A 14,020-nucleotide genomic window follows, 5' to 3' on the forward strand; every position below is an offset into this window, starting at 1 on the left:
TACGAGGATCAGGGACCCCCACCGCCAGCTGTCTTACGGAGATCGCCATGACCCGCACTCCCGTGAATGTCACCGTCACCGGCGCGGCCGGCCAGATCGGCTACGCGCTGCTCTTCCGCATCGCCTCCGGCCACCTGCTCGGCGCTGACGTGCCGGTCAACCTGCGCCTTCTTGAGATCACGCCGGCGCTGAAGGCCGCCGAGGGCACCGCCATGGAGCTCGACGACTGCGCCTTCCCGCTGCTCAAGGGCATCGAGATCAGCGACGACCCGAACGTCGCCTTCGACGGCGCCAACGTCGCGCTGCTCGTCGGCGCCCGCCCCCGCACCAAGGGCATGGAGCGCGGTGACCTCCTGGAGGCCAACGGCGGCATCTTCAAGCCGCAGGGCAAGGCCATCAACGACCACGCCGCCGACGACATCAAGGTGCTCGTCGTCGGCAACCCGGCCAACACCAACGCGCTCATCGCGCAGGCCGCCGCCCCGGACGTACCGGCCGAGCGCTTCACCGCGATGACCCGGCTCGACCACAACCGCGCCCTGTCGCAGCTCGCGAAGAAGACCGGCTCGTCGGTCTCCGACATCAAGCGGCTCACCATCTGGGGCAACCACTCCGCCACGCAGTACCCCGACATCTTCCACGCGGAGATCGCCGGCAAGAACGCCGCGGAGGTCGTGAACGACCAGGCCTGGCTCGCCGACGAGTTCATCCCGACCGTCGCCAAGCGCGGCGCCGCCATCATCGAGGCCCGTGGCGCCTCGTCGGCCGCCTCCGCCGCCAACGCCGCCATCGACCACGTCCACACCTGGGTCAACGGCACGGCCGAGGGCGACTGGACCTCCATGGGCATCCCGTCCGACGGTTCGTACGGCGTTCCGGAGGGGCTCATCTCCTCCTTCCCCGTGACGGTCAAGGACGGCGCGTACTCGATCGTCCAGGGCCTGGAGATCAACGAGTTCTCGCGTGCGCGCATCGACGCGTCCGTCAAGGAGCTCACCGAGGAGCGCGAGGCCGTGCGCGGTCTCGGCCTCATCTGACGACACCCCGCGGGGTGCTCCGCCCCCGGCAGCCGTTCACCGGCCGCCGGGGGCGGTCGCGTTGTCGGGCGATCACCGGTTCGCGGGATCGGGGGACCCATCGACCACCGCGCCGGAGTGGTTCTGCCCGCCCTGCGACTTCTGTCCCGCGCCTGACCCGGGCTTGCCGTACCCCGCCGTCACCACCGCCGCCGCGGCGACCACTACCAGCGCCACCACGCGCAGCGCCGCCGCCATGCCGTCCGCGAAGCCGCCCGAGGTGTGCGCGGCGAGCGTCGTTCCGGTGACGGCCACGCCGAGCGCGGCGCCGACCTCACGGGCCGAGGTGCTGAGACCGGAGCCGAGCCCCGCCTGGCGCGCCGGGAGCGAGCTGACGACGCTGAGCGTCAGCGCGGGCATGCACAGTCCGGTGCCCGCCGAGATGACCAGCAGCCAGCAGGCGTACACCGCGTAGGGGGTCGACGCCCCCGCGGTGGACGTGCCGAGCAGACCGAGGCCGATCAGGAGCAGCCCGCCGCCCACCACGGGCCGGGGCCGGTCCGACCAGCGGGCCGAGAGGCGCGGGACCAGGGCCATGCCGACCGTGAGGGGAACGATGGCGAGGCCCGCGCGGGCGGCGCCGTACCCCTTCACGTACTGCAGGTACTGCGAGTTGACGTAGAAGAGCGAGAAGAGCCCGAAGAAGCACACGGCCGTGCCGAGCGTCGCCGCGCGCAGTTGACGGGAGCGGAAGACCCGGGGGTCGAAGAGCGGGGCGCGCGAGCGCACGGCATGGACCGCGAACAGGGCGACGAGGGCGGCGCCCACCGTGAAGGCGGCCAGGACGCGGGCGGACGCCCAGCCGTACAGCGGGCTCTCGATGATGCCGAAGAGGAGGGCGAAGAGCCCGCCGGTCAGCAGGAGTGTGCCCACGGGGTCCGGCGAGGGTGCCGCGGCGTCCTTGTCCGTGCGCGGTGTGGTGCGGGCCGCCGCCAGGGCGAGCAGGGCGGCGAGCGGCACCACCGCCCAGAACAGGGCGCGCCAGGACAGATACTGGCCGGCGAGTCCGCCGCCGACGTTGCCGGCGAGGCCGCCGAGTCCGGCGGCGAGCGTCCAGGCGGCGAGGGCGCGCGGGCGGTGCTCGGGCGGGGTGACGCGCAGCAGGATCGACAGCGTCGCGGGCAGGACCAGCGCGGCCCCCGCGCCGGACACACCGCGCCCGGCGATCAGCACCGCCGGGGTGGCGGCGAGCGCGCTGAGCGTGGCCCCGGCCGCGAACAGCCCGAGCCCGCAGAGCAGCGCGCCCTTGCGGCCGTACCGGTCGCCGAGCGCGCCCGCCGGGATGAGGAGCCCGGCGAAGACGATGACGTACGCGTCGACCGTCCACAGCAGTTCGGTGGACGACGGGTGCAGGGCGGACGAAGTCAGCTGGGGGACGAGGAGGTTGACGGCGGCGACCATGCCCTGCGCGACGAGGACGCAGGCGCAGAGGGTGAGCAGGGCCGGGCGCCGCAGAGTGGGTGCTGGAGTGGGTTCGGGTGTGGGTGCGGGCGGCCGGGGCGTGGTGCGGGCAGGCGAAGGCAAGGCTCCTCCTGGGAGCGTCGTGACGTGGGATGTGCCGCCACCGTAGGCTCGGCACCTACCTGCTTTCCAGTGCAACTTTCGCAAGGAATGAATGCGTGTGACGCAATCCATCGGCGGACCCGGTCCGGGCGGAGCGGGGCTCGACCTCAATCTGCTCCTCGCCCTCGACGTCCTCCTCGACGAGCAGAGCGTGTCCGGCGCGGCCCGCCGCCTGCACCTCTCGGAGCCCGCGATGAGCCGCACGCTCGGCCGCATCCGCAAGGCCCTCGGCGACCCCGTCCTCGTACGGGCCGGGCGGCGGATGGTGCCGACGCCGCACGCGCTGGCCGTCCAGGCCGAGGTCGGCGCCGTGGTGGAGCGGGCCCGCGCGCTCTTCGCCGGGCCCGGCGCGGTCGACCTGCGCACGGTCTCCCGCACCCTGACGATCCTCAGCAACGACGCGCTCGCCGCCGCCTACGGCCCCGCGCTCTTCGCCCGCGCCGCGCGGGAGGCACCGGGCGTCCGGCTCCGCTTCCTCGGCGAGAGCCACGAGGACGCGCCTCTGCTGCGGCAGGGCACCGCCGACCTGGAACTGGGCGTGATCGGTGCGACCGCGCCCGAGGTGCGCGTGGAGCACTTCCGTGACGACCGGATGCTGGGTGTCGTACGACCTGGGCATCCGTTGCTGGAGGGCGAGTTGACGGTACGTCGCTTCGCCGGGGCCGACCATGTGACCGTCTCGCGCAGGGGGCGGCTGGCCGGGCCGCTGGACGCCGCACTCGCCGAACACGGCCTGAGCAGAAGGGTGGTGGGCAGCGTGGGGACGTTCGCCGCGTCCGCCTTCATGCTGCTGCGCACGGACCTGGTCGGCCTGGTCACGTCGTGGGCCCGCCCCCTGACGGACACGCTGGGCCTCGTCACCTTCGAGATCCCCCTCGACCTGCCGCCGCTCCCGCTCGGCATGGCCTGGCACCCCCGGCACGACGCGGACCCGGCGCACGCGTGGCTGCGGGGATGCGCGCGGGAGCTGCTCACCTGAGGCGGGCGGTGAGCCAGTCGGCCGTGCGCGGGAGCCAGTCGGCGCGGGCGTTGCCGAGGAGGTGGTCGCCGTGCGGGACGAGGAGGTACGCGCCGCGCGGGGCCTCGGCGGCGAGCGGCGCGCCGTTCACGACGCCCGGGATGACGTCCTCGCCGCCGTCGACCACGAGCAGCGGGCAGGCGATGCGGGCCGCGGTGCCGCGCAGGTCGACGCGGCGTACGAACTCCCGTGCCGCGTCCGGCGATCCGGCCCGCTGGGCGAGTGTCGCGCGGACGAACGGCACCGTGTCGTCCCATCCCGTGAGGCGGTAGGGGCCGCTGACCGTGGCCGCCGCGCGGACGCGGGGCTCGTGCGCGGCGCCCGTCGCCGCGAAGTACCCGCCGAGGCTGAGCCCGAGCACGCCCACCGGCACGGGGCCGAGCCGCTCCTCCAAGGCGTCGACCACGCGTGACAGAACCCGCTGGTAGTCCGCCTCGAAGACGGTCGTGGCGGCGCGCACGCCCTGGCCGGGGCCGTCCATCGTGAAGACGGCGGTGCCGCGCCGCAGCAGCGCCTCGGTCACGTCGTGGAACTCCTCTTTGGACGAGTCGAGCCCCGGGACGACGATCACCAGCGAGGACGGGCTGCGGCCGCCGTCCCCACCGTCCCTGCCATCCCCGCCGTCCGCTGTGCGCAGCCACCCGGCGTACGACTCCTCCTCGACCCGTATGTGCCCGGGGTCGAGCAGTGCCAAGGCGCGCCCCATCGCCGCGTCGGCCTCGGCGGCGGCCCGTGCGGCCAGGGCGCGGTCGGGGTGAGGGAGCAGCACCGCGTAGTGGAACCAGCGGGCGGCGGCCCGGAAGGTCTCGCCCGCGGAGACACCGGCGCCGTCTCCCGCGTACGCCTCGGCGGCGGCCACCAGCCGCTGTCCCTCGGCGCGGAAGGCGGCGGGCCACTCCAGCAGATCGCGCAGGGTGCCGGTGACCCGCTCGTACGCGAAGGGGTCGAGCCCGGCCCCGAAGGCCCGGGAGCGGTTCTGCGCGATGAAGTCGCAGAGGAGGCCGGGGGTGGTGAGAAGGTGGCCGGCGGGGGCGTTGCCTTGCTGGGGGTCGGTCATCGGGACAGCACATCGCGGGCGGCCCAGGGAGGTCCAACAGCCGTTCCGGCAGATCGACATCTATTGGTTGTCAGCGCAGGTGGCATGCTCTGTCCCACTACGCTGCGGCCCATGGAAGCAGCGCCGGAAGATCCTGACCAGGGCCAGGGCCAGGGCCAGGGCCAGGGCCAGGGCCAGGGCCAGGGCCAGGACCTCGACCTCGACCTCGCCCAGGTCCGCGCCTTCGTCGAGGCGGCGGCCGAGAGCGGTGGGCCGCACTTCGGGCGGGCGGCGCGGCGGCTGGGCCTCAGCCAACAGGCCCTCTCCAAGCGGGTGGCCCGCCTCGAAACCACCCTGGGCGTACGCCTCTTCACCCGTACCGGCCGCGGCGTCACCCTCACCGCCGAGGGGCACCGCTTCCTCGAACCGGCCCGGCGGGCCCTGACCGCGGGCCGCGCGGCGGTCGACGCGGCGAGGACGGCCACGCGCCGCCCCTTGCGGATCGATACGTGGGGGCATCTGTACGAGCCGATGCGTACCCTCGCGGCGGTCATCGAGGCGAGCGCCACGGGAGCCGGGGCCCTCGTCGTGGAGCCCGGCGCGGCCCGCGATCTCGCCTCCGTGGTTCAGGCGCTGCGGCGCGGGGACGCGGACGCGGGCTTCGGACGTCTCCCCGCCTCCGCCTGCGAAGATGCCCCGGATCTGGCCCACCGCCCGGTCCGCCTTGAACCGGTCGACGTGCTCCTGAGCGACGCGCACCCGCTCGCCGCCGCCCCCGCGCTGCGCCCGGCCGACCTGCGGGACAGCGTCCTGCGCTACCCGGCGGACGCGGCCCGCCTGGACTTCCTCACGCGCTTCGCCGACCGCTTCGGCGTCGAGCACCGTGCCGGCGGCCCGAACCTCGGCCTGTCCCCGCTCCTGGCCCGCCTCGCCGCGACACCCACCCACTTCACGCTGCTCCCGGCGGATCTGCCGCTGCCCGCCGTGCCGGGCGTCCGCGTCGTCCCGCTGACGGACCCGACTCCCCTTTACGCCTGGTCACTTGTCTGGCCGAAGGACCGGGAGCCGGAGCCGCTGGCAGAACTCCTGTCCGTATGCGCGGAGTTGGCCGAGAAGCATCGCTGGTTGGAGTGCGACGCGTCCCGGGACTGGCTTCCCTCCTGAAGGCGTCCGACGTCTGAAGGTGTCCGGCGTCGACCGCTCTTGCTGACCTGCTCATGAATGTAGTACTTCTTATACATGAGCGAGCAAGTGCACAACAGATTGGCGATGGTGCGCGCCGAGCGGAAGGTGTCGCGTCAGAGCCTGGCCGAGGCAGTGGGAGCCCACTACCAGACCATCGGCTATATCGAACGGGGGCAGTACAACCCGAGCCTCGACCTCGCGCTGAAGATCGCGAAGTTCTTCGAGCTGCCGGTCGAGGCCCTGTTCTCCCTCGAACCGTTTCGCCCGCTCACGGATCAGGTTTACGGGAGGAACCAGTGATGACGACCAGCGACCACCGCCCTCTGACGAACTACGACCGGCGGATGTACCGGCTGATGAACCGGCGGGAGGCGGCGCCGTTCCACGCCACGGCTGCCCGCAGGCGCACCTGGGTCGTCGTGCACATCGTCCTGACCGCCGTGAGTGTCGTGGCCTGGCTGTGCGCCGTCGTCGGCGATCAGCGCTGGGCCACGTGGACCATGCTCGGTCTGCTGCTGCCGTGGTGCTTCGCGACCGGCGTCATCAACAGTTCGACGCGCGGCCTGCTCGAACTGCGGGTGCGTGCGCTGGACGAGCGTCAGCGCGCCGAGAGGATCCGGGTGGCGGCCCTCGCTCACCGCGCCATGCTGTGGGTGCTGCTCGCGGCGACCATCGGCGCGGGCGGCGCCGCGGTCGCCGGTCCGCAGATCAAGGGCCTCGTCTTCCCCGCCCTCTTCAGCGTCTTCGTCGTGCACTGGCTGATGCCGCTCTGGGTGGCGGGCCTCACGGCACGTGACGAACCGGACCTCGACGACGACGATGACGCCGTCGTCGAGGCCTGGGGGCCCACCGGAGCCGCCTGAGTCACGCCTTCCGCAGGCGTTCCTTCAGTTTCGCCACGTCCACCGACTCCTTCGGCGACGGTGTCCCGGCGGGCACCGGGTCGCCGTAGTCGGTGAAGCCCGTCGTCGTCCGCTCGTCGCCGTCGTCCCGCTCCACCGACTTGACCAGGTACGGCTTGCCCTCGGTGGCGATGTACATCGTGTTCTTCTTGCCGTCCTCCGTCTCGGTCAACGGGATGACGTCGATGCCGTCGACCGTCGTGGGATCGCCCTTCTTCAGCGACTTCGTGTCGTCGGCGTCCTCGGCGGCGTCGGCATCCTGGATCTCCCGCTGGAATTCCGTGAGGTCACAGACTTCGGCGACGTCCTTGAGCATCGCGTCCCCGGTCGTGCCGTGGATGTAGCGGCCCTTGAAGAGCTCGGCGGCGGCCTTGCCGTCGCCGCCGGGGACCTGGGTCCTCCAGAAGGTCGCGTCCGGCTTCATCCACACCTTGTCGCCGCGCTTGACCAGCTCCAGGGAGGCGCCGCCGGCCTCCTTCATGGTGCCGGCGCAGTTGCCGTCGCGGTCGAGGGTCAGTTCGAGGGACGTCGGGTCGTCCGAGTCCGCCTCGCGGCCGGCGCCCTTCGCCGCGCTGTCCCCGCCCGTCCGTTTCATCGAGAGGTGCACCGACTTCGCGTCCAGCAACTCCTGCTTCGCCTTGTCGGAGATCTTCCGGGCGCTCATGTCCGCGACGCCGTTGCCGCTCCCGCCTCCGGCCTTGTCGCCGTCGCCGCCATCACCGTCGCCGCCGTTCGACGAACACGCGGGTGCGGCCAGCAGGGCGACCGCGCAGCACACCGCACCGCTCCAGACGCGCTTACGGGACATTCGACTCATCGCGTACCCACCTCCGGTGACAGAACGTGTACCGGCCGTGCATCGACCGTGCGCCGACCGTACGTTTCGTACCGAGTGCCCACCCGCGCAGTGACACAGCGCACTTTCAGCCACCGGAGCGCATGCTTTGCCCGCGCCCGGGCAGGTGCCCCCGGCTGCCGTGAGTGACAGGCGGGGCATATGACAGGAACGGAAGGCGAACGGGACGTGTCCGCACAACAGACCATCCATGTGGGCGGAGAGTGGCTGAGCGCCGCCTCCGGCGCCACTCGCGAGATCCTCGACCCGGCGGATGCCAAGCCGTTCGCGCTGATCGCCGAGGGCGGGACCGAGGACGCCGACGCGGCCATAGCCGCCGCGCGCAAGGCCTTCGACGAGGGGCCGTGGCCCGCCACGCCCGTCGCCGAGCGTGCCGCCCTCCTGCGCAAGGTCGCCGACCTCCTCGTACGCGACCGGGAGGAGATCGGCCTCCTGGAGAGCCGCGACGCGGGCAAGACCCTCGAAGAGGGGCGCGTCGACGTGGACTGCGTCGCCGACGCCTTCCGCTACTTCGCCGACCTCGTCATCGGAGAGGGCGCCGGGCGCGTCGTCGACGCGGGCAGCGACGACATCCACAGCGTCGTCGTGCACGAGCCCGTCGGCGTCTGCTCGATGATCACGCCCTGGAACTACCCGCTCCTTCAGGCCAGCTGGAAGATCGCCCCGGCGCTCGCCGCCGGCAACACCTTCGTCATCAAGCCCAGCGAGATCACCCCGCTGACGACGGTCGCGCTCGTCGAGCTGCTCGTCGAGGCCGGGCTGCCCGCCGGTGTCGCCAACCTCGTGACCGGCCCCGGCCACACCGTCGGCGCCCGCCTCGCCGACCACCCCGACGTCGACCTGGTCTCCTTCACCGGCGGCCTCGCCTCCGGCACCAAGGTCGCCCAGGCCGCCGCGCTCGGCGTGAAGAAGGTCGCCCTGGAGCTCGGCGGGAAGAACCCCAACGTCGTCTTCGCCGACGCCTGCGCCACCGAAGAGGGCTTCGACACCGCCGTCGACCAGGCGCTCAACGCCGCCTTCATCCACAGCGGGCAGGTCTGCTCCGCCGGTGGCCGCCTCATCGTCGAGGAGTCCGTCCGCGAGCGCTTCGTCGCCGAACTCGCCCGCAGGGCTCAGCAGATCAAGCTCGGGCGCGGCACCGAGGACGGCGTCGAGTGCGGCCCCCTCGTCTCCCAGCAGCAGCGCGAGAAGACCGAGATGTACGTCGCCTCCGCGCTGGAGGAGGGCGCCGTGCTCCGCTGCGGCGGCAAGCGCCCCGAGCCGAGCGATGTCCGGCCCGCCACCGGCTACTTCTACGAGCCGACCGTGCTCGACCAGTGCCACCGCGAGATGAAGGTCGTACGGGAAGAGGTCTTCGGGCCGGTTCTCACTGTTGAGACATTCCGTACCGAGGACGAGGCCGTCGCGCTCGCCAACGACACCGAGTACGGCCTCGCGGGCGCCGTGTGGACCGCCGACCCGGGCCGCGGCCGCCGCATGGCCCGCCGGATGCGCCACGGCACCATCTGGATCAACGACTTCCACCCCTACCTGCCGCAGGCGGAGTGGGGCGGCTTCGGCAAGAGCGGCGTCGGGCGCGAGCTCGGCCCCGCCGGACTCGCCGAGTACCGCGAGTCCAAGCACATCTACCAGAACCTGGCGCCGCGCCCCGTCCGCTGGTTCGCGGGCTGAGGCCACCCACCCCATTACGCGCAAGCACCTTGCACGACCTCGCAGGAAGAGGAGTAGCCACCCCATGGCCGAAACCCCCCAGCCCGCCACCGAGTTCGACTACGTCATCGTCGGCGGCGGCACCGCAGGATCGGTGATCGCCTCCCGCCTCACCGAGAACCCGGACGTCACCGTCGCCGTCATCGAGGGCGGCCCGAGCGACCTCGACCGTGAGGACGTCCTCACGCTCCGCCGCTGGCTCGGCCTGCTCGGCGGCGAGCTCGACTACGGCTACACGACCACGGAACAGCCACGGGGTAACTCCCACATCCTGCACAGCCGTGCCAAGGTGCTGGGCGGCTGCTCCTCGCACAACACCCTGATCTCCTTCAAGCCGCTGCCGTCCGACTGGGACGAGTGGGAGGAGGCCGGGGCCACCGGCTGGAACGCCAAGGCCATGGACCCCTACTTCGGCAAGCTGCGCAACAACATCGTGCGCGTCGCCAAGAAGGACCAGAACCAGATCGCCACCGACTGGGTCGAGGCGACCAAGACCGCTCTCGGCGTGCCCGAGGTCGTCGGCTTCAACGACAAGCCCTTCGACGAGGGCGTCGGCTTCTTCGACCTCGCGTACCACCCGGAGAACAACAAGCGCTCCTCCGCCTCGGTCGCCTACCTCCACCCCCACATGGAGGCCGGTGACCGCCCGAACCTCCACCTGTTCCTGGAGACCTGGGCGACCAGGCTGGAGCTGGACGGCAAGACCGCGCGCGGCGTCCACGTGCGGATGAAGGACGGCGAGGAGGCGCTGCTCACCGCCCGCCGCGAGGTGCTGGTCTGCGCCGGCGCCGTCGACACCCCGCGCCTGCTCATGCACTCCGGCATCGGCCCGAAGAAGGACCTCGAAGCCCTCGGCATCCCGGTCGTGCACGACCTGCCGGGCGTCGGCGAGAACCTCATCGACCACCCGGAGTCGGTCATCGTCTGGGAGACCAACGGGCCGATCCCCGGCAACTCCGCGATGGACTCCGACGCCGGTCTGTTCGTGAAGCGGGACCCGGACCACAAGGGCCCGGACCTGATGTTCCACTTCTACCAGATCCCGTTCACGGACAACCCGGAGCGGCTCGGGTACGAGCGCCCGGAGCACGGCGTGTCCATGACGCCGAACATCCCCAAGTCCCGCGCCCGCGGCCGCCTCTACCTGACGTCGGCGGACCCCGAGGTCAAGCCCGCCCTCGACTTCAAGTACTTCGAGTACGACGAGAACGGGGTCGACTACGACGGGCAGACCCTTGTCGACGGCATCAAGCTGGCGCGCAAGGTCGCGCAGGCCGAGCCGTTCAAGAAGTGGCTCAAGCGCGAGGTCTTCCCCGGCCCCGACGTCACCGACGACGCCGAGATCAGCGAACTGGTGCGCAAGGCCGCGCACACCGTCTACCACCCCGCCGGCACCTGCCGAATGGGTGCTTCCGGTGATGAACTCGCCGTGGTGGACCCGGAGCTGAAGATCCGGGGCCTGGCAAGAATCCGTATCGCGGACGCATCCGTCTTCCCGACGATGCCCGCCGTGAACCCGATGATCGGAGTGCTCATGGTCGGGGAGAAATGTGCCGAGATGCTGGGTGGTGACGGCCGATGAGCGAGGCCACCGCGGTGATCGCGGACACGGAGAAGGCGCCCGCCGAGGGTCCCGTCTTCGCCGTCAAGAACCTCTGGAAGGTCTTCGGCCCCAAGGCCGAGCGGATACCCGGCGACACGGAGCTGCACGGCCTGAGCCCCGCCGAGCTGCGTGAGCGGACCGGCTGCACCGCCGCCGTGCGCGATGTGTCCTTCGAGGTCAACAAGGGCGAGGTCTTCGTCGTCATGGGCCTGTCGGGCTCCGGCAAGTCCACCCTCGTACGCTGCCTGACCCGGCTCATCGAGCCCACCTCCGGCGAGCTGTCCATCGACGGCGAGGACGTCCTCGCCATGGACAAGGCCCGCCTGCGCGAACTGCGCCGCCACCGCGCCGCCATGGTCTTCCAGCACTTCGGCCTGCTGCCGCACCGCTCGGTCCTCGACAACGTCGCGTACGGCCTGGAGATCCAGGGCGTCGGCAAGGCCGAGCGGCGCGCCAAGGCCCTCGAAGTCGTCGCGAAGGTCGGCCTCGAAGGGCTCGAACAGCGCAAGCCCGGCCAGCTCTCCGGCGGCCAGCAGCAGCGCGTGGGCCTGGCCCGCGCCCTCGCCGTCGACCCCGAAGTCCTCCTGTTCGACGAGCCGTTCAGCGCCCTCGACCCGCTGATCCGCCGCGACATGCAGGAGGAGGTCGTCCGCCTGCACCGTGAAGAGGGCCGCACGATGGTCTTCATCACCCACGACCTCAGCGAGGCCCTCAAGCTCGGCGACCGCATCGCCCTGATGCGCGACGGCCGCGTCGTCCAGCTCGGCACGCCCGAGGAGATCGTCGGCTCCCCGGCCGACGACTACGTCCGCGACTTCGTGCGCGACGTGGCGCGCGCCGACGTGATCAGCGTACGCAGCGCCATGCGCCCAGCCGAGGCCGCCGAGGAGACCACGGGCGCCGCCCTCGCCCCCGACGCCAAGGTCACCGAGGCCATCGAGGCCGTCGCCCGCACCGGCGCCCCGGTGCGCGTCATGGACGGCGCGCGCTGCCTCGGCGTGGTGGACCACGCCGGTCTGCTCGCCGTGGTCGCGGGTACCACCGCCGCCCCGGCGCCAAACGTCCCCGGCCAGGGCGAGGTGGTCGCCTGATGGCCACCGCCACCGCCTCCGGGCCCGTCAGGGACACGGGCATCGGCGCCCTGCTCCGCCACCGTGCCGTCGGCAAGGTCCTGCTCCTCGCCGTCGCCGCGGCCGTGATCGTGCCGGTCCTCAACGCCAGGTGGGCCTCCGGCGCCTGGCCCGACGCGCTGACCGTCGACCTGACCGAGCCGCTCGGCAGGACCACCGACTGGATCATCGACAACCGCGACAGCCACCCGCTGTTCACCTACTTCTTCGGGTACATCAGCAACGCCATCGTGCTCTCCGTGCGCGGTGTCTACCTGCTGCTGCTCGGCGCCGGCTGGGCCGGCGTGACCGTCGCCGCCGGGCTCATCGCCTGGCGCGTCGCGGGCGTCAGACTGGCCGTCATGGCGTCGGTGTCATTCGCCGTGTGCGGGCTGCTCGGCATGTGGGTGCCGACCATGCAGACCCTCGCCCTGATGATCGTGGCGGTCCTCGCCTCGGTCGTGGTCGGCCTGCTCCTCGGCCTCGCGGGCGGACTCAGCGACCGCGTCTTCCGCATCCTGCGGCCGGTCCTCGACACCATGCAGGTGCTGCCCGCGTACGCGTACCTGCTGCCGTTCGCCCTCGTCTTCGGCATGGGCGTCCCGGCGGCCGTCCTCGCGACCGTCGTGTACGCGGCGCCGCCCATGGCCCGGCTCACCGCGCTCGGCCTGCGGGGCGCCGACAGCGGCGTCATGGAGGCGGTCAGCTCGCTCGGCGCGACCGCGCGCCAGCGGCTGTTCTCCGCGCGTCTGCCGCTGGCCCTCAAGGAACTCCTGCTCGGCGTCAACCAGACGATCATGATGGCGCTCTCCATGGCCGTCATCGCCTCCGTGATCGGTGCGGGCGGCCTCGGTGACCGCGTCTACCAGGCGCTCTCCACCGTCGACGTCGGCCAGGCGCTCGCCGCCGGCATCCCGATCGTGCTGCTCGCCGTGGTCCTGGACCGGGTGACCGGAGCCGCCGGTGAGCGCATGGGCACGCAGACCGCCGAGGCCGACGCGTCGCCGCTGCGCGGCTGGCGCGGCTGGTCGCTGGTGGCCGCCGTGACGGTCGTCGCCGCGCTCGCCGCCCGCTTCGCGGACCGCGTGGACTGGCCGACCGGCTGGGTCGTCAACATCGCCCCGTCGGTCAACACCGCCAAGGACTGGATGGTCGACCACCTGTACACCGACGTGCCCGTCGTCGGCGGCACCGCGGACTGGGCGGCCCACTTCACCACCTGGATTCTCAACCCCGTCCGCGACGGGCTCCAAGGCCTGCCGTGGTGGTCCGTGCTGCTCATCGTCGCCGCGCTCGCCTGGTTGATCGGCACCTGGCAGACGGCGCTCACCGCCGTCGCCGCGATGGCCGCGATCGGCGTGCTCGGCGTCTGGAACAAGTCCCTCGACACGCTCTCGCAGGTCCTCGCCGGTGTCGCCGTGACGCTGGTCCTCGGCTTCGCGATCGGCGTCCTCGCCTCCCGCAGTCAGCGGTTCGAACGCATGCTCCGCCCGGTGCTCGACGTCTTCCAGACGATGCCGCAGTTCGTCTACCTGATCCCGGTCGTCGCCCTCTTCGGCATCGGCCGCGCCCCCGCGGTCGCCGCGGCCGTCGTCTACGCGCTGCCCGCCGTCGTCCGCATCACCACGCAGGGCCTGAGCCAGGTCGACGGCGCCGCGATGGAGTCCTCGCGCTCGCTGGGCGCCACCAGCTGGCAGCAGCTGCGCAAGGTCCAGCTGCCGCTGGCCCGCCCGGCACTCCTGCTCGCCCTCAACCAGGGCGTCGTCCTGGTCCTGGCCGTCGTCGTCATCGGCGGCCTGGTCGGCGGTGGCGCGCTCGGCTACGACGTGGTGTTCGGCATCGCCCAGGGCGACCTGGCGACCGGCCTGGTGGCCGGTGCCGCGATCGTCTGCCTCGGCCTGATGCTCGACCGGGTGACGCAGCCCACCGAGCGCCGTGTGAAGAAGGGAGCGTGACATGCGG

Annotated in this window: 12 protein-coding genes; 9 read left to right on the plus strand and 3 right to left on the minus strand. The window is 72.1% G+C overall.

Features of this window, described 5'->3' with window-relative positions; translation table 11 throughout:
* Positions 1 to 47 precede the first annotated feature (47 nt).
* Positions 48 to 1,037, plus strand: a complete 990-nt coding sequence (locus ACOBQB_RS32735; protein ID WP_423596882.1) for a malate dehydrogenase — start codon at positions 48 to 50, stop codon at positions 1,035 to 1,037.
* 72 nt (positions 1,038 to 1,109) lie between these two features.
* Here the strand turns inward: ACOBQB_RS32735 and ACOBQB_RS32740 are convergent, their stop codons facing one another.
* Positions 1,110 to 2,711, minus strand: a complete 1,602-nt coding sequence (locus ACOBQB_RS32740) for an MFS transporter (protein WP_423596884.1) — start codon at positions 2,709 to 2,711, stop codon at positions 1,110 to 1,112.
* Here ACOBQB_RS32740 and ACOBQB_RS32745 point away from each other — a divergent pair.
* Positions 2,692 to 3,618, plus strand: coding sequence for a LysR family transcriptional regulator (locus ACOBQB_RS32745; RefSeq protein ID WP_423596886.1), 927 nt, complete (start codon positions 2,692 to 2,694; stop codon positions 3,616 to 3,618). The two genes, ACOBQB_RS32740 and ACOBQB_RS32745, sit on opposite strands and share 20 nt — an antisense overlap.
* On the opposite strand, the gene ACOBQB_RS32750 is transcribed toward ACOBQB_RS32745, so the two are convergent.
* Positions 3,611 to 4,714, minus strand: coding sequence for an alpha/beta hydrolase family protein (locus ACOBQB_RS32750; RefSeq protein ID WP_423596888.1), 1,104 nt, complete (start codon positions 4,712 to 4,714; stop codon positions 3,611 to 3,613). The genes ACOBQB_RS32745 and ACOBQB_RS32750 overlap by 8 nt on opposite strands.
* Positions 4,715 to 4,825: 111 nt before the next feature.
* Here ACOBQB_RS32750 and ACOBQB_RS32755 point away from each other — a divergent pair, with 111 nt between their 5' ends.
* The 3 genes from ACOBQB_RS32755 to ACOBQB_RS32765 all read left to right on the plus strand — a co-directional run bounded on the left by ACOBQB_RS32755 (position 4,826) and on the right by ACOBQB_RS32765 (position 6,741).
* A complete protein-coding gene (locus ACOBQB_RS32755) occupies positions 4,826 to 5,857 on the plus strand; it encodes a LysR family transcriptional regulator (protein ID WP_423596890.1) in 1,032 nt (343 codons plus the stop codon).
* 75 nt (positions 5,858 to 5,932) lie between these two features.
* Positions 5,933 to 6,178 (plus strand): helix-turn-helix transcriptional regulator, encoded by a 246-nt coding sequence (locus tag ACOBQB_RS32760; RefSeq protein ID WP_423596892.1) that lies wholly within the window; start codon positions 5,933 to 5,935, stop codon positions 6,176 to 6,178.
* Positions 6,178 to 6,741, plus strand: a complete 564-nt coding sequence (locus ACOBQB_RS32765) for a hypothetical protein (protein ID WP_423596894.1) — start codon at positions 6,178 to 6,180, stop codon at positions 6,739 to 6,741. The genes ACOBQB_RS32760 and ACOBQB_RS32765 overlap by 1 nt, the downstream gene beginning before the upstream one ends.
* A gap of 1 nt (position 6,742) precedes the next feature.
* Here ACOBQB_RS32765 and ACOBQB_RS32770 read toward each other — a convergent pair whose 3' ends face one another.
* Entirely contained in the window at positions 6,743 to 7,597 is an 855-nt protein-coding gene (locus tag ACOBQB_RS32770) for a hypothetical protein (protein WP_423596896.1), read from the minus strand.
* A 180-nt stretch (positions 7,598 to 7,777) separates the two neighbouring features.
* Here ACOBQB_RS32770 and ACOBQB_RS32775 point away from each other — a divergent pair, with 180 nt between their 5' ends.
* The 4 genes from ACOBQB_RS32775 to ACOBQB_RS32790 all read left to right on the plus strand — a co-directional run bounded on the left by ACOBQB_RS32775 (position 7,778) and on the right by ACOBQB_RS32790 (position 14,013).
* On the plus strand, positions 7,778 to 9,307 hold the full coding sequence (locus ACOBQB_RS32775; protein ID WP_423596898.1) for an aldehyde dehydrogenase family protein: 1,530 nt from the start codon (positions 7,778 to 7,780) through the stop codon (positions 9,305 to 9,307).
* Between the two features lie 64 nt (positions 9,308 to 9,371).
* Positions 9,372 to 10,928 carry a GMC family oxidoreductase gene (locus ACOBQB_RS32780; protein ID WP_423596900.1) on the plus strand — a complete coding sequence of 519 codons (1,557 nt, stop codon included), beginning with the start codon at positions 9,372 to 9,374 and terminating at the stop codon, positions 10,926 to 10,928.
* Positions 10,925 to 12,040 (plus strand): quaternary amine ABC transporter ATP-binding protein, encoded by a 1,116-nt coding sequence (locus ACOBQB_RS32785; RefSeq protein ID WP_423596902.1) that lies wholly within the window; start codon positions 10,925 to 10,927, stop codon positions 12,038 to 12,040. Before ACOBQB_RS32780 ends, ACOBQB_RS32785 begins: the two co-directional genes overlap by 4 nt.
* On the plus strand, positions 12,040 to 14,013 hold the full coding sequence (locus ACOBQB_RS32790) for an ABC transporter permease (RefSeq protein WP_423596904.1): 1,974 nt from the start codon (positions 12,040 to 12,042) through the stop codon (positions 14,011 to 14,013). Before ACOBQB_RS32785 ends, ACOBQB_RS32790 begins: the two co-directional genes overlap by 1 nt.
* Positions 14,014 to 14,020: the final 7 nt, after the last annotated feature.

This window comes from Streptomyces sp. G5(2025) (assembly GCF_049542075.1).
GTDB lineage: Bacteria > Actinomycetota > Actinomycetes > Streptomycetales > Streptomycetaceae > Streptomyces.